This window comes from Levilactobacillus fuyuanensis (genome assembly GCF_003946395.1).
GTDB lineage: Bacteria > Bacillota > Bacilli > Lactobacillales > Lactobacillaceae > Levilactobacillus > Levilactobacillus fuyuanensis.
This window is the reverse complement of record NZ_RHNZ01000016.1, coordinates 24228-40893: the sequence shown is the minus strand read 5'-3', so window position 1 is coordinate 40893 and position 16666 is coordinate 24228. Positions and strand designations below refer to the sequence as shown.

General features: G+C 50.1%; 12 protein-coding genes. 1 reads left to right on the top strand and 11 read right to left on the bottom strand.

The window, feature by feature from the left end; all coding sequences use genetic code 11:
* The 9 genes from polA to EKM73_RS09285 all read right to left on the bottom strand — a co-directional run bounded on the left by polA (window position 1) and on the right by EKM73_RS09285 (window position 13658).
* Entirely contained in the window at window positions 1-2664 is a 2664-nt protein-coding gene (gene polA, locus EKM73_RS09325) for a DNA polymerase I (protein WP_125701635.1), read from the bottom strand.
* Between the two features lie 750 nt (window positions 2665-3414).
* Entirely contained in the window at window positions 3415-4119 is a 705-nt protein-coding gene (locus tag EKM73_RS09320) for a Bax inhibitor-1/YccA family protein (protein WP_125701634.1), read from the bottom strand.
* Between the two features lie 199 nt (window positions 4120-4318).
* The gene (gene pnuC, locus EKM73_RS09315) at window positions 4319-5044 is read right to left on the bottom strand and encodes a nicotinamide riboside transporter PnuC (RefSeq protein WP_125701633.1); all 726 of its coding nucleotides are present in this window, start codon (window positions 5042-5044) and stop codon (window positions 4319-4321) included.
* Between the two features lie 47 nt (window positions 5045-5091).
* Window positions 5092-5817, bottom strand: coding sequence for a nucleoside phosphorylase (locus tag EKM73_RS09310; protein WP_125701632.1), 726 nt, complete (start codon window positions 5815-5817; stop codon window positions 5092-5094).
* Window positions 5818-5819: 2 nt separating this feature from the next.
* Window positions 5820-6374, bottom strand: coding sequence for a Crp/Fnr family transcriptional regulator (locus EKM73_RS09305; protein ID WP_164508907.1), 555 nt, complete (start codon window positions 6372-6374; stop codon window positions 5820-5822).
* Window positions 6375-7735: 1361 nt separating this feature from the next.
* A complete protein-coding gene (murC, locus tag EKM73_RS09300; RefSeq protein ID WP_125701630.1) occupies window positions 7736-9067 on the bottom strand; it encodes a UDP-N-acetylmuramate--L-alanine ligase in 1332 nt (443 codons plus the stop codon).
* A gap of 163 nt (window positions 9068-9230) precedes the next feature.
* Window positions 9231-12332, bottom strand: coding sequence for a DNA translocase FtsK (locus EKM73_RS09295; RefSeq protein WP_125701629.1), 3102 nt, complete (start codon window positions 12330-12332; stop codon window positions 9231-9233).
* A gap of 322 nt (window positions 12333-12654) precedes the next feature.
* On the bottom strand, window positions 12655-13305 hold the full coding sequence (ytpR, locus tag EKM73_RS09290; RefSeq protein WP_125701628.1) for a YtpR family tRNA-binding protein: 651 nt from the start codon (window positions 13303-13305) through the stop codon (window positions 12655-12657).
* A gap of 20 nt (window positions 13306-13325) precedes the next feature.
* Complete coding sequence (locus EKM73_RS09285; RefSeq protein ID WP_020089720.1) at window positions 13326-13658, bottom strand: thioredoxin family protein; 333 nt, start codon at window positions 13656-13658, stop codon at window positions 13326-13328.
* 355 nt (window positions 13659-14013) lie between these two features.
* On the opposite strand from EKM73_RS09285, the gene EKM73_RS09280 reads away from it, so the two are divergent.
* Entirely contained in the window at window positions 14014-14340 is a 327-nt protein-coding gene (locus EKM73_RS09280) for a PepSY domain-containing protein (protein WP_020089721.1), read from the top strand.
* Between the two features lie 383 nt (window positions 14341-14723).
* Here the strand turns inward: EKM73_RS09280 and EKM73_RS09275 are convergent, their stop codons facing one another.
* Complete coding sequence (locus EKM73_RS09275; RefSeq protein ID WP_125701627.1) at window positions 14724-15221, bottom strand: universal stress protein; 498 nt, start codon at window positions 15219-15221, stop codon at window positions 14724-14726.
* Window positions 15222-15254: 33 nt separating this feature from the next.
* The gene (gene pepV / locus EKM73_RS09270) at window positions 15255-16655 is read right to left on the bottom strand and encodes a dipeptidase PepV (protein ID WP_125701626.1); all 1401 of its coding nucleotides are present in this window, start codon (window positions 16653-16655) and stop codon (window positions 15255-15257) included.
* Window positions 16656-16666 lie beyond the last annotated feature (11 nt).

Below are 16666 nucleotides of genomic sequence, written 5' to 3'. Positions count from 1 at the left end.
CTACTTGGCGTTGTACCAAGTTGGGCCGTAGTGGCTTTCAACCTTCAACGGAATCTCGAGGTCGATGGCGGAGTCCATGACGCTTGGCACTAATTTAGCTAGCGTGGCGATCTCCTCGGCGGGTGCCTCGAAGATCAGCTCATCGTGAACCTGCAGTAGCATTGTAGCTTGCATATCCTTGATGGCATCTTCCATGCGAATCATTGCAATCTTAATAATATCGGCGGCACTCCCTTGGATCGGCGTGTTCATCGCCGTCCGTTCGGCAAAGGACCGCTGGTTGAAGTTGCGTGAGTTGATGTCTGGCAAATACCGGCGACGGTGGGCAATCGTCTCAACGTAGCCCAACTCATGAGCTTGTTGCACCATCCGCTCCGTGTAGGCCTTGACGCCCGGATATTCTTCAAAGTAGGTATCGATAAAGTTCTTCGCCTGCTTACGAGAAATACCAATGTTTTGAGACAAGCCAAAGTCACTAATGCCATAGACGATCCCAAAGTTAACGGCCTTGGCCTGCCGGCGAATGTTCGGCGTAACTTCGGCATCCGGTGCCATCTTGAAGATCCGCCGAGCTGTGGCCGCGTGAATGTCTTGGCCTTCCTTGAAGGCCTCCTGCATGTTGGAATCGTGGCTCATGTGGGCAAGCACCCGCAGTTCAATCTGTGAGTAGTCAGACGAGAAGATCTGCCAACCCTCGTGCCGCGGAACAAAGGCTTTACGAATTGCACGCCCCTCTTCGCTTCGAACGGGGATATTTTGCAAGTTAGGATCGACCGAAGACAGTCGACCGGTCTGTGTCAACGTCTGCAGGTAGCGAGTGTGCACCTTCTGATCCTCGGGATGGATGACCTTCAAGAGGCCTTCCACATAGGTCGACTGAATCTTGGCAATCTTCCGGTAGCGCAAAATATTCTCTGCAATTGGCGCATCGGCCGCCAGCTTTTCCAGCACGCCGACCGCCGTGGAATAGCCGGTCTTGGTCTTTTTGATAACGGGCAAGCCCATCTTTTCAAAGAGGATGTGTCCCAGTTGCTTGGGAGAACCAATGTTAAATTCTTCGCCAGCTTCCTGGTAAATCGTCTGTTCAATTTCAGCCAATTGTTCAGTAAACTTACTGCCCATGGCTTCCAGCTCACTTGCATCCACGGTAATTCCGGCAATTTCCATCCGGGCGAGGACAAAGCTCATTGGGAGTTCAATCTCACGGTAGAGCTGTGTTTGTTCGTTTTCATCCAAGCCTTCAAAGAGCTTTGGCCGTAACTGTTCAATGGCGCGCGCCTTCCGTGCTAAATGCTTAAAGAAGACCTCATCATCGTCAGGAATGGCGCGCTTGGCACCCTTGCCGTAGATGTCCTCATCGGTCGCGACCTGATCGTACCCGTGTTCCATGGCCACGCGGCCCAGATCGTTACTGTTATCGTAAGTGTTCAGTAAGTACGAGCACAACAACAGGTCACAGTCGACACCAGCTAACGTAAGGCCTAAGCGATTCAAGCCCACGTAGGTCCGCTTGGCGTCAAAGACTTGTTTGGCCACGTCAGCGGACGTCAGAATGTCTTTCAGCGGTGCCTGTTGTAAGAGGCCGACATCGCGACTGACCCACCACTGGTCATCGTCACCGATGGCAAATCCGACAAATTCAGACGTGTGGTAATTTTCATCTGGCATTTCCAGGTAAAATTCACAACCGTCAGCGGAGAAGTCTGGCAGAGCCGCCACGTTTTCCGCAGTCAATACCGTGTAGTCGATGTCCTTGAGGCCCGGTGTCGCAGTTGGCGTCTCGCCTTCAAAGTCCATCTTGTTAAGAAATGTCCGGAAATCCATCCGTTGGTAAAAGGCAATCAAGTCTTCGCGGTTTGGTCCTTCGTAAACCAAGTCGTCAACTTTCTTTTCGACTGGCGCATCGCGATTAATTGTGGCCAGCTTCTTTGCCAACAGCGCTTGGTCGTGATCAGCCACCAGATGCTCCTTGAGCTTCTTAGCGGTGATGTCATCGATGTTTTCATAAATACCCTCGACGCTGCCGTACTTGCCGACTAAGTCGACCGCCCGCTTAGGACCCACGCCAGTCACACCAGGATAATTATCAGAGTTATCGCCTTGGAGCCCCTTGATATCAATGATCTGTTCAGGGGTCACACCCATCTTTTCCTTGACATAAGCTGGGGTGTAGCGTTCAATCTCGCTGACCCCTTTCTTGGAAATGGCAACCGTCGTATGGTCGTTGGCCAGCTGTGTAAGGTCCCGGTCACCGGTCACAATGGTCGTCGTAAACCCATTGGCTTCCGCCTGTTTAGCCAACGTGCCGATGATGTCATCGGCCTCGTAGTTCGGGAGCTCGTAAGTCTGAATGCCCCGGGCCGCCAGGAGTTCCTTGACGTAAGGAAATTGTTCGGAAAGTTCGGATGCGGTCTTGGCCCGACCGCCCTTGTAGTTGTCGTACATCTTCGTCCGGAACGTGACCTTACCGGCATCAAACGCCACCAAGACGTGTGTCGGATCCACATTCTTTAACATGGTTTCGAGCATCGTGTTGAAACCGTAAATGGCGTTGGTGTGCAGCCCTTCACTGTTGGTGAAACGCCCCAACGACGTGTATAACGCGTAAAAGGCCTTGAAGGTCACACTGTTGCCGTCGATCAATAATAATCGTTTGTCCGCCATAATTCGCTCCTCCCGAGTGGCGCCTGTTGTTGGCCACTCGCGTATTCTGCTTATATTTTACCAAAGATAGCTTAAAATCCGAAATGAAAAACTGCTTTATCACCTAATAATGCTAAAAGATTGGGTGAGAGGTGTATGCCCGCCTGCGGCTGCCAGAGATTCCGCCTGCTGTGGGGATCGCCTCCAGCCACAGAACGGGCTTCCGGCTCGATTTGAAGCCTCGCTATGGCCCACGAGTCTCCAAACTCGTCCCGTGATGGTAACTGGCAAGTCCACCAGCTACCATCACCGCCACAGCTGGCTCCATCTCTGGCCTCCTCCGGCTTACGCTGACCTCTCGCCAAAGATTCTGTTGTCATTCAAAAATAGTTAGCCCGTCTGTCCGCAATTTTTCATAATAAAATTTCATACTCAATCTAAGCTATCATCAGCAATCAGCTGTAAATTAAACTGCTTAGATCATTTTCACTTACATTTGATTTAGTAATGGTGGGAGGGTTAATGCTTGTATACTACATTAAGTATTCATATCAACATTTGGTTTGATGATAGCCTTGGCTGAATATTGGCCACCAACCAGGCAACAAGACTAACCCCATCTGCCTAAATGCCATCAATTAAGGCTTTCACTGCACTATTCCAAGAATCACCAAAACCATTTACCATATCTCAACCATCAATTGTGGAATACAAAAAGCGAAGCACCAACAATACCCAGTGCTTCGCTTTCCATTTTTGACCGATCAGCGATTAGTCTCTGCCGCCGAACAAGCCGAAGATTTGTAATAATTGTAAGAATAAGTTGACGAAGTCCAAGTAGAGTTGCAGTGCCCCGTTGACAGCAAGACCCGTCGTTGAGACTTGGTCGCCGTACTTGAGATACATCTTCTTCATCCGTTGGGTGTCCCAGGCGGTCAAAGCCGCGAAGATGATCACAGCGACGAAGGAGAAGATCAAGGCAATCAGTGAACTCTGTAAGAAGATGTTGATCAGCATAGCCACAATCAACCCAATCAAGGCTGCTGAGGCTTGCGTCCCAATCTTAGTCAAGTCACGCTTGGTCGTTACCCCAATCGCTGCCATCGTCAGGAAGACGGCGGCACTGGAAACGAACGCGCCAGCAATCGATGAATTGTTGTACATCAACGTGTAGATAGAGAAGACCGCACCGGTGACGACCGCGTAGACCATGAGGCCCACAAAGGCCACCGTTGGGCGTTTCATAGATTGTCCGCTAATCACGAATGGTAAGATGAACCACACGACGATTGGCAGGATCACCATTCCACCGTTGAGGTTTTGTAAGGCACCGCTGAACTGGGTTGCCATGAGAAAAGCCGTCACAGCAGATACCAGCACAGACAAGCCCATCCACCCGAACATCTTAGTCATGAAACCATTGAGTCCGACCTCGGTATTAATCGTTTGACGGGGTTGCTGTTCATAGTTGTTCATTGAAACGCTCCTTTTTTATCAAAACTTTCCCAGCTGAGTGCCACCCAATTGCGGCACAACTTCTGGGTTTATTAGAATACATTTTATCAAATCCACCCCTAAATACAAGTAATCTGTCGCGGACAAACCCAATAAAAAAGGGGACGACCCGCGCCGTTCCCCCTTAGCCTCTTAATTATTAAATTTATATTGCGGACAATTATTTACCGGCGCCACCTTCGTTATCGGCTTCACCTCTCGCCCAAACTCGGTTCGCGTAAATCGAGTTGAACAATAGAGCTGCTTGGAGGGCAACTTGCGACAGGTTCGCCCCCAGTGTCCCAATGCTCGTGGCCCCAATCAGAATTTGAACCGTCAGAATCCCCCAGTATAAAACGTTGGCGATGTTGACAACGATCCACAGTGACCAGTTTTCCTTGTATTTCAGAATGTAGAGCAATTGGGCAATGATGCTGACCACGAAGTTAACGGAGTCAAAGTATGGCAGCTGACCATTCAAAGCGGCTAGAACGACCCAGCCAATGGCCCATGCCACGAAGGCACCGATGAAGATCCAACGCCGCGTATTCTTCTTGAAAGAGTGTGTGGCTTCATCGTGACCCCACATGTACCAGCCGATGGGTTGAGAAATAACATAAATAATATCCATAGCAAAGGACCCATAGGCGTGGCTGATCCAGGCAACGTAGGTCATGGCCAGACACTGGATTAGACCGAAGATAAATGAAATCTTCCGACCCTTCATCCCGTAGACCAGGCACAGCACCCCGCCGACCCCGGAGATCATCCCGATAAAGCTATCTGGAACGATCGCGTAGACGACCATTTGGAGCAGAATTAAAATTGTGACGTAGATGACTTCGAACTTTTTCCAATTCGTGAAGAGCTGGTTGAACCACCAGCCATGTTGTTTGGCATTATCCATCATACATTCCCCTTTTCACTTGTTCTATGTGGTTTGACACGTGTTACTTATAATGAATCGTCACTTAAGATATTTAACGCCAACTTGATTGAATCCGTCTCGCCTTGGGCCATCAGGTCGTCCCCATTCGTTAAATCACTGACTCCCGCGGCTAAATCACCCTCATACAGAACCACGTTATTTAGGATCGACAACGTTTCCAATCCCCGTTGCCGCCCGATTACCATCATAGCACCGGATTCCATATCTGCCCCTAATATGCCCTTAGATGACCAAAATGCCTCGTTTTGTGCATTATCATCCATGTAGAAGCCATCGTGAGACCGAATAATCCCGTAGAAGGCTTCGGGCGCGTAGTAGTGTGCCAGGGCCATCAGCCGAAATGATGGGACGGCGGGATAAATGTTGGGCACGTATTTGCCAGTCAGCCCGTCATCACGGACGACCCCTTCGCCAATGATCAACTTCCCGAGGTCAATCCCGGATTGCATGGCCCCAGCGGAACCCACACGGATGACCTTCTTCACACCAACGTTGTTGAGCTCCTCAATGGCGATCCCAGTCGATGGCGCACCGATCCCAGTGGACATCACCAGAATCCGTTTGCCCTGATAAGTCCCGAGAATCGACTTGTACTCACGGTTGAAGGCCCACTCTTCGACATCGTCCAGGAACTTCTTGGTTCGTTCGACTCTGGCGGGGTCCCCCATAATGATGGCGCTATCCGTGTTGATGGTTGGTAATAATTGCGTGTGTGGTTCTGGTTCAGTCATGTCTATCCCTCATTTCTTAGAATTGTGATCAACTGTGGTAAATCCGTGACGACGATTTGAGACTTATCGACTGTGATGACGTCCAAGTCCCGAAGCTGTTTGATAATGCGATTGAGATTCCGGCTGGAGGTATCGATCTCATTGAGCAGGTTGGTCCGGGTCACGACCTGATTACGCCGTGTCGCCCAAATGAGGTACGAGATGGTTTGGTCCAACGCTGAATGCAGACTGTAACGTTCCGTCCGGTTAGTTAAGGTATAGATCTGCGCAGCCAAATTGGCAATCAATTTCTGCGAAAACTGTTGATCTTCCTTCAACCAGATTTTGAACACCTCATTGGGAATTCTGAGAACCGTCACCGGCGTCAGATTCACGACGGAGGCGCTGTACGGCTTATCCAGCAAGGCTTCCTGTTCACCGATAAACGCTCCCTTTTCGTAAATATCCAACGCGACGGCCTTCCCACCAGCCGACATCAGATAAATTTTAACCTTACCAGCAGCTAAAATATAAGTGTTGTCATACTGGGTTCCCTGATCAAACTGAAACTCATCCACCGGGTAATGCTCGATTTGAAAAGCGTTGATAATATGTAACGGGCAAGTCCGCAACAACTACTGTAGCACGGGATCCTGGGCCACCAGCGCAGCCAAATCATTCATCATCTCTCAAACAGCTCCTTACAAGATAAGATTAGCAAAATAATTCAGAAATCCCAATGACGCGGTTCTCCAAATGTATCCGCTTTCACGTGAAAATTATGTATTTTTGTGGTTTTTCCGGGACGGATGTCCTCGACAAAACATAACCGTTCTGAAACCGTATTCAACAATTACCATTTTACCGGATAATCGCATAGCAGTTGGTAAATTCCATTGGCTACTCGCACCCAATTTAGATCTAAACGCCACAATAATATTAATAGCATATCGCGATATAAATTACTACCAGCCCTGTGAAGTTGTATCTCCGACGACAAATTAATCTGTTTAAGTGCCACAACGTTTTCTAAGTTAAAACGATTTCTCGTGTTATTTTGCCAAAAGATGCGACTAAATCGCCAAAAATTACATTAGTACTAGTATAGGGCTAATTATGGTCGAGCTCGTACCTACACACCACCATACCCCTTCCCGCCTATCATACAGTCAATTGGCACCCAAAATTTTGAGCGAAAAAAAACTCCCGGATTTTGCAATCCGAGAGCCATTACCCAACAACGCGAATTGCCAGGATTTTCGAATGTACCCGACCATGGGTACACATCTACGTTCCTAATAGTACCATGAACGGCTACAATTTGAAAGATAATCATAGACATTAGTACAAATTGATCGCAGATCGCGCTCCGGCTGTCAGAGATTCCGCCTGCTGTGGGGACGCTTCAGGCTGGAAAACCACCAGTCTTCTCGCTCGATTTGAAGCCTCGAAGACCACGAGTCTCCAAAATCGCCCGTGCTGTAAACAGGCTACATTTCTGCCCTCCTCCGACTCTGATTATGTTCTACCACGGTACTGTTCTAAAACCTTGCACAATCTAAAATTTTCTGACAGATTGATAAACATTTTTGGCTAATATCGTTGTTATATCAGACTTAACAGATATTTTGGAGCATTCAATTCTCAGGAAATTAGAACCAAGCCAACCAATTTCTCGTTGATTTCAGTCGTATCGGTCTATCTTTTGGACCACCCACATGATAGCCAACAATCACACGTAAGTCGGAGGAGGCCAGGATGGCTCCAGCTATGGGCTTCGTGGCTTCAAGACGAGGTCAAAGACTGCACTTCGGCTTTGGGGCCGGTCCCCCTCTGGCAACCGCAGGCGATACGCCAGCGCCATCATAACTACCATCACCACTGGACGAAAAGAGGCACCCACCAGACCGGCGGATACCTCAACGATAAATAATTTAATTTAGTTGTTCTTTAAAGATAGGTGGCTCAGCAATTCTTCGTAAGAGCGTTCGTACTTTTGCACGTCACCGGCACCCATGAAGACGACAACGGCATCGTGGAAGTCCAATAATGGCGACATGTTGTCCACCGTCAGGATTTCGCCACCCTTAACGATCTTAGCGGCCAAGTCCTTACTGGAGACGGCGCCTTGCGTTTCACGAGCAGAACTGAAGATGTTGGTCAAGAAGACCTTGTCGGCTAAGTTCAAGCTCTTGGCGAAATCATCCATCAGAGCAATCGTCCGGCTAAAGGTGTGGGGCTGGAAGACTGCAATGATCTCCTTGTCCGGATACTTTTGCCGAGCAGCGTCCAACGTAGCCTTAATTTCAGATGGATGGTGCGCATAGTCATCAATGATGGTCATGTCGGCAAGCTTACGTTCCGTGAACCGACGCTTAACACCCTTGAAATCGGCCAATTCGTGCTTGATTTCTTCCATGTCGACCTTTTCGAAGTAGGAAACGGCGATAACGGCCAGACTGTTCAGCACGTTATGTTCACCATACAGGTGGATTTCAAAGTTCCCTAGGTTCTTGCCATCATGGTAAACGTCAAAGGTTGACCCAGTCGTTGAACGCTTGATGTTCTTGGCTTGGAAGTCGTCACGGTCGCTGGTTCCGTAGTAGTAAACGGGGACATCCGTCTTTAATTTACGCAATTCAGGATCGTCACCCCAGGCGAAGATCCCCTTCTTAACTTGGTTAGCCCAGGTTTCGAAGGCACTGTATACATCGTCGATGCCCGTGTAATAGTCGGGGTGATCGAAATCGATGTTGGTCATGATCGCGTAGTCTGGCTTAGTGGCCAAGAAGTGACGCCGGTATTCGTCGGCTTCGAAAACGAAGAAGCGCGCGTTAGGCGTTCCTTTCCCAGTCCCATCACCGATCAGGTATGAAGTAGGTGCCACGCCACTAAGGACGTGTGACAGCAGGCCAGTCGTGCTGGTCTTACCGTGGGCACCAGCAACCCCGATGCTGGTGTAACCTTCGATCAAGTGACCCAAGAATTCATGGTAACGGTAAACGGGTAAGCCCATGGCGCGGGCCTTCTTGATTTCTGGATGGTCATCCGTGAAGGAGTTCCCGGCAATCACCGTTAATCCTTCGTGAATGTTGGCTTCGTCAAAGCCCATGACATCGATACCAGCCTTTTCCAAGCCACGTTGCGTGAACGTGTACTGGGTGATATCTGACCCCTGAACCTTGAATCCCTTATCATGTAAAATCAGGGCAAGGGCACTCATCCCTGATCCTTTAATTCCGACAAAATGATAAACCGTTGCGTTATCCATTAAATGATCCTCTTTTCTACTCTGTGCGGTAAAAGCCACTTGACTTGATAAACCCGTGCGAGTGACCCTCTTTCCATTCTAGCATATCCCCCCACCCCTTAAAAGACGGAGACTGATTAAAGGGCAGTGAGGACTATTCACCTTACAATGAAGACGCGGCACCTTACTCGTGTGGCTCAGGTAAATCTTTCCCCAAGTCATCCGGTGTGAGGTAGACCTCACGCGGCTTAGACCCGTGCTGTGGTGAGACATAGTGATGTTGTTCCAAATCGTCAATCAGGTTGGCGGCGCGATTATAGCCAATCGAAAAGACCCGCTGCAACTTCGACGTCGACACGGTCTTCTCCTGAGCAATGTACTCTAAGACCTTTGGCAATAAGTCGTCCTGATTCTCTTCGGCCGTCTCGCGTTGCAGTAAGCCCTTCGGCTCAAAGGCATAATGTGGCTTACCCTGCGTCCGAACAAAATCGGTGATGGCATCGACCTCGGACTCAACGAAGGCCCCCTGCAACCGCATGGGTTGACTGGCCCCGTTGCCCAGGTACAGCATGTCCCCGCGACCCAACAGATTCTCGGCTCCAGCGGTATCCAAAATGGTCCGTGAATCGATCTGACTGGAAACCATGAAGGCAATCCGCGTTGGAATGTTGTTCTTGATGGTCCCAGTGACAATGTCGACACTCGGCCGTTGGGTGGCGACCAGAAGATGAATCCCGGCAGCCCGGGCCTTTTGTGTAATGCGGACGATGTAGTCCTGAACCTCGCTAGCCGCCATCATCATCAAGTCAGCCAATTCATCGATAATAATCACAATGTATGGCATCTTCAGGGATGGCTCGTCGTTGGCATCGGCACGGTCGTTAAACTGCTCGATGTTCCGGACGCCCGCAGCAGCCAGCTTCTCGTAACGCTGGTCCATTTCGGTAACGACCCACTTGAGAGCTGCCGCAGCGGCCTTGGGATCGGAAATAACGGGTGACAACAGGTGTGGCAAAGCATCGTACGGTGCCATTTCCACGGCCTTCGGATCGATCAACAGGAGCTTGACTTGAGCCGGTGTGGCCTTGTAGAGAATTGAGAGCAGTAAGGAGTTGATGAACACACTCTTCCCGGACCCGGTGGCCCCAGCAATCAGACCATGGGGCATCTTCCGCAGATCGGTGACCTGTGGTTGCCCAAATAAATCGACCCCGAGGGCCACCGTTAATGGCGACTCGCTCTTCTGGAAGGCCGGTGAATTCAGGATTTCAGACAACATGACTGGTCGGGACTTCAGGTTGGGAATTTCAATGCCCACCGTACTCTTCCCAGGAATTGGCGCTTCGATTCGAATATCCTTGGCGGCCAAGGCCAGCTTCAAGTCATCGTTTAAGTTCGTAATCTTATTGACCTTGACCCCGAGTGCCAGACTGATCTGGAACTGGGTGACGGTCGGCCCAACCGTCCAGTCGGTGACATGCGCGTCGACATGAAAGGCACTCAACGTTTCGTCGAGAACTTCAGCCTGGTGTTCGATCCACTCGTCGAGGGCTTCCTCGTCGGGAACGACCGGCTTTGGTAGCAGATCTACCCCAGGAAAATGATACCCACGCTCATTTTGGTCAGCCTCTTCGGTATCTGGAGCCGTATCCGGTGTCTCAGGCCGATCAAATAAGGCTAAATTGCGTTGGTCGTTACCCTCTTCTTGCATGATGTCGCCGAGTGAGTGGCCAAGACCACGCGATGGCTTGACCTTGGGTTTAGCTTGTCGTGGTGCTGAACTGGTTGGTGCGGTATCGTCTGCCGTTGCCCGGTCGAGGAGTTGATTGACCTCGGCAGGACGGCTGTCAGTATCACTAGTCGTCTGTGAGGTCGGTGCCCCTAAATCAGTCGACACCTGGGTATCCGTAGGCGCAACGTTGGTCGCTGACTGAACAACGGGCTTAATCGTCGCTTTGTCTGGCGTCGTGGCCACCGTAGCATCAGGAATCACGGCCGGATGAGCGCTATTAGATGCAGCACTTGCCGGAACCCCCGCCGCTGAACTCACGACTAAATGAGCCGTGGACCGTACAATTGCGGCGTGGCTGGCGGCGCTTTCCGGTTGGTTGGTTTCAGAATTGTTAGGAGCTGCCTCAGTTGAATTTGCGTCAGTTGAGGCCGTTTCATCAGCTGGTGCCTCACTAGCCGACGACTCATTGGCCGATGGCGCGTCAGAAGCCGTCGTGGACGTTGCCGAAGTAGCCGTCGTCTTGACTGTTCCCACGGGCAGGTAGTCCCCTACCCCATTGACGGCGGTACTGGTTGCCTGGCTGGTAGGCTCAGTCGCCGCAGTCGCTTCAACATCGGCAATTGGGGCCGTTGGGTAGAAGATTTCGGTTGGTGCCGCTTCACTCGTGAGCGTCTCAGCTTCGGAATCAGTGACGTTATCAGAGCCAAGCGAGTCTTCCGGCGTGTCGTCAGCATCATCGCTGACAATATCCGCCGTTTCTTCAGCGTCAGTAACCTGCTGATTAGTTGTTTCGCTATCAATGGTCATTGATTCAGAAGTTGTGTTTTCAGAAGTTACTTCATCAATCACTTCGCTGTCAGAAGTCATATCGTCTGACTCATCGTCAACGGCTTCATTATCGCTGTTCGTTGGGTCATCCGCACCGTCAGTCGACGCGGTTGACGCCTCAGCAACAGTTGCCGAATCATCCCCCGTGTCCGTTGGCGTTTCAAAGGTGCTAGGTTCAGCATCGGCCGCCGTAACCGACTCAGACGCCGGGGCTTCAACAGTCGACACGTCTGGTTCCACTGACACGGTTGTTTGGTCAGCCGTGGCAAGTGAATCAGTTGCGGACGCACTTTCAAATTCGGCCATATCCGCAGCCGTTCCAAACAATAGAAAACTGCTATCGTCCTTATGCAACTCCGCTACTAACCGCCGGTAACGCCGCCGTGACTCGGAAGTCGGGTGCGACCAATGCAACTGCTTAGGAATCGGAGTCATCTGAAATGGCCGATAATTCTCATCATCACTGGATTTCGGTGATGGTGTCGTCGGTCGTGAAGCAGGCATCGACTTGGCAACTGATGTTTCTCTTGTTTTAGCGGGTGCATCCTGTTTCGACGCTTGCTCACGCTTAGCCGCCCGTTCCTCACGAAGACGCAACCGATCGTTACGTTCCTGTCGTTGCTTAACGGAGCGCTGGGCGCGTTCGTTCGTCGTATCTTCTAGTTGTTCGGGATTTGGCTTTACCGCAAATTTTCGGTAAAAAGCTGGTCCATCATAGTGCTCCATGTTTCTTCCTCCTTGACGGGTACACACCGCACCTGCCGAATTTCAAGACTTTGGGAGGAGACGCCGCCTGAGTCGGCGGTTGCTTAACTCATTCCCTGATTTTTTGTCTAGCTAAAAGCTAGTTTTATAATTTATTTGATGGTATGTGTCACTAAAACTCATTTTAGCCGCCTCGCTAAAAAACGTGAAGCGGTGAGCGCATTTTGACTGCGCACTAAACCCTTTTCTGACCACCCTCCCCAAATTGGCTAAAGGCAATCTCCCCTATTGTACACAAAAAAGCAGGTTGCCGACAAGGGCAAACCCGCTTTCGTAATGTTTCTTAAGCATTTTCTTGGGCCATGAAGATTGTTTGACCCCGTTCAAAGTCGAACGGTTCCCCAACTTCATAGTCATCGGGAAGAATCAGGGCACCTGGACGTTGTGGCGCATTGGCTAAGCGCAACTCACGACCGGAACAGATCATTCCGTCACTTTCAACGCCACGTAAAGCGCCTGGCCAGATGATCAAGCCATTGGGCATCATCGCGCCAACCTTTGCGACGACAACTTTGATGTCGGCTTGCATGTTGGGCGACCCACTGACGATTTGAACGGATTGGTCATTGTCCACGACCGTTTCCGTAACCAACAAGTGGTCGGAATCTGGGTGGGGCGTTGCCGTCTTCACGTAACCGACGATGAACTTCGATTCCGTGTCAGCAACCAATTCGCCGTTGAAGCCAGCATCTTCCAATGCGGCATTCAAAGCGGCAACATCGTCAACGGTCAACATGACTTGACCGTTGCCACCGATATTAGGCAAAATCTTGGAAATTTCCAAGAAGTTGTAGCCTAAGGTCTTTTCCGTTGCGGCGTCGTAAATCCGTGCGATACCGTCACGAACGGTGTGGGCCTGTTCAGGCGTGTCTTGAGCAACGATAACAATCAAAGTGTCCCCTAATTCTTGGGGATTATAACTAGCAATTAACATGTGGGATCCTTTCCAACGGTTTAATCGGCGTTGGCTGCTAATGAATTAATAAATTCTTCAACCTCAGCCTTGGTCTTGCGGTCCTTGTTGACTAATCGACCAATTTCATCGCCATTTGAGAAGGCGATAAAACTAGGAATACCGAAGACGTTTAATTCGGCAGCCAAGTCGATGTTTTCGTCGCGGTCAACCGCGATAAACTTAAAATCGGGATATTCTGCTTCAATGTCGGGCATTGCTGGCTTAATGAAGGCGCAATCCGGGCACCAAGTAGCGGAAAAGAATAACATGGTCTTACCGTCTTTGACGACGTCTTTCAGATCAGCGGCTGACATTTTGGGTAATTGTTCCATGAGTAAGCACTCCTTTATTTAAGTTTTAAAAAATACACAAACATCATTATAGCAATGTGGCCGGGGGATTACAAAATTTTAGCTTAATCTGCTTACTTTTTGTCATTTAATTAAGAATTTTTGCCTGTAACGCCATGTTTCTTGGCTTCCAGATTAAAATCACCAATTCAATTTAAACAACTATTTTTCAAAAATTTCAAGCTTTACACCTCGCCAAACTCTGCGTATACTGGCGATAACATTATTTTCTAAAATTTTCTACCTTTTTACGGGAACTTCCTCTTAAACATTGCTATACTAAGGGCAGATAGAACGTTTACACGTCCCACAAATAAACTGCTAAGGAGGCGGTAGGATGACTGCTAGAAACGGACAATTGTATCAACTCAGCCTTACCGGGGTAGTCGGAGGCTTAATGGGCATATTCATCACGCGCTTCTTTGGTGGCGGCTCGCGCTTGAACCCCGATAATATTTTGGAGCAGGTCAAGCACCAGTTCCGCCAAGAGTCCCCCATTGAAGGGGCCTGGATTGAGAAACATGCGGTACCTTTCCAGAAATTCGCGGTTAAATCACGCGTTTATTATGGCGGCATCACGCGTTACGAAGACGACAAATTAGTGCAATACCAATTCGTCGCAGATGCCAACACTGGTAGTGTCCTGGATATCCACCGTCTGTAATTGACTACGAGCTTAAACACAAGCGGCACGTTGAAATTTCAACGTGCCGCTTTTTGAGTAAGCATTATTTTAACTGACCTATGTATCCGTGTACCAACTCACCCTAATCGGCGGTGGCCACTGCAAATCATCCGGCATAGGTTATAGAGACCGATAATCAAGAAAGAGTTAAGAAATACATAAGCCCAGTAAAATTATGCGACAAAATCGGCGAAAATTACATTAGTAATAAGTAGACGGCAAAAAAGAAGGCCAACTCAATTGAGTCAGCCTTCCAGTAAAAATTAATCATTTTAAAATTCGAACAATTAAGAACACCTGCTAGCAAGCTCACGTCTTTGACTTACAACTATCTTAGCCGGCGCAGTTGACAGCTGTGAATCCTAGATACGCTTGAACTTGGTAGAATGGTTCTGCATATCGGTGCGGACAATCAGCACGTCGGTAACGGCGTTCGTCACGACGGCACTGGCAGTGGAGCCCATCAACATCCGTTCGACCACGTTAGAGCCAATGGCCCCAATCATGATCAGATCGGCATTGTATTCCTGCGGCAAGGTCTTGGCCAGGTCAATGTTGGGGTGTCCGTAGAACACGGACGTTTCAACATGTTTGACCCCGGCCTCCTCAGCTTGCTTGCGGTACGCGTCGACGGTCTGTTCCGAACGCTGGCGGGCCTCATCCATGACTTCTTGATCCACAAAGCCGAAACCGACTTTGGTATTGTTGCCGATTCCAACGTAATCGCCACCCGTCATGATAGTAACGATAATTAAATCAGCTTCGTTTCTGACAGCAACCGCGATGGCTTTTTCAACCGCGCGTTTGGCTTGCCGGGAACCGTCCACCCCAACTAGAATTCGCTCGTAGCGTTCGGACATCTTTACCACTCCCTTGTGGGTGCTCCTCACACCCTATTTCGTCAACTCATAGGTCGCCTGCCCATAAATGGACATCGCCTTGATTAAATCATCTTCTGGTTGGAACTCGTCGGCTTGGTGCATCGTGTCTTGCGTGCCGGGGAATAATGCCCCAAAGGCCACGCCACGTTTCATCAAACGACCGTAAGTCCCACCACCGACGACTTCTGGCTGTGCGTCAGTGTCGCCGGTCTGTTGCCGGTAAACATCCATCAACGTGGTGACGATTGGGTCACTTGGATCGACGTAATGTGGTACCATTTCGCGGCCTTGCTTAATTTCAACATTCATCATGGCCGTTGCCTTTTGTAGCCCAACTAAGATTTCTGCAGCGCCAATTCCGGTTGGGTAACGGAAGTTGGTATTGATGAGGCCACCCTTATCGGCCGTAAACGTCATGATGCCGACGTTCATGGTCAGGTCACCCATCACTTCGTCGGTGAAGGCTAACCCCAACTTGTGGGCCCGAGAATCGTCATGCAACTCGTGGGCCAACAGACTCAGGAAGTCATCGGCGTCACCACCGAAGTCGTAGCTCGTCAGGAAGCTAGCCAGGTAAGTCCCAGCATTGATCCCGTTCTTGGGTTCCATTCCGTGAGCGGCCTTCCCAATGACTTCGAAATGCAAGCCAGCGGCAGCCTGTTCAACCGTCCCAGTAACCGGAGCATCGGCCAAGAACGTCTTGAAGTCGGCCATCATTTGGTCGGCATCGGGCGTTTCAACCGTAGCTTCGGCGTCCCGTGGGACCATGTTTTCCCGCAGTCCGGCTTGGAAGTCGTGTAAGGTCACGCTACCGCCGTTAGCCCCAGCAAAGTGGCTTTCGAACGTCACGTTCCCCTTTTCACCGTTGATCAGTGGGAATTCAGCATCGGGTGAGAAGCCTAACGTTGGTGCGGGTTCCAGGTCGAGGTAGTGGTGCATTCCTGTCCAGTCACTCTCTTCGTCGGTCCCAATGATGAACCGAATCTTCTTGGTTGGCTTGATGCCTTGGTCCTTCATCATCTTTAAACCGTAGTACGCAGCCAATGCAGGTCCCTTGTCATCAGAGGTCCCCCGGCCGTACAAGTTGCCGTCCTTCTTGGTCAGCGTGAAAGGGTCGGTGTGCCAGCCCTTACCACCGGGCATGGTGTCGGCGTGACCCAGAATGGCCAACGTCTCGTCACCTTCACCAAATTCAACGTAACCAACTAAATTATCGAGGTTCTTGACGGTAAAGCCGTCACGTTCAGCTAATCCTAAAAATGCGATCAGAGCTTTCGCTGGACCGGGCCCGAGTGGGTAGTCTGCGGTAGCTTTAGAATCATCTCGTGCACTGTCGATGCCGACTAAAGTCGTCAGGTCAGCGACGTAATCCTCGCGATACTGTTCAGATAACTGTTGCCAATCAATTGCCATGATTGGACCTC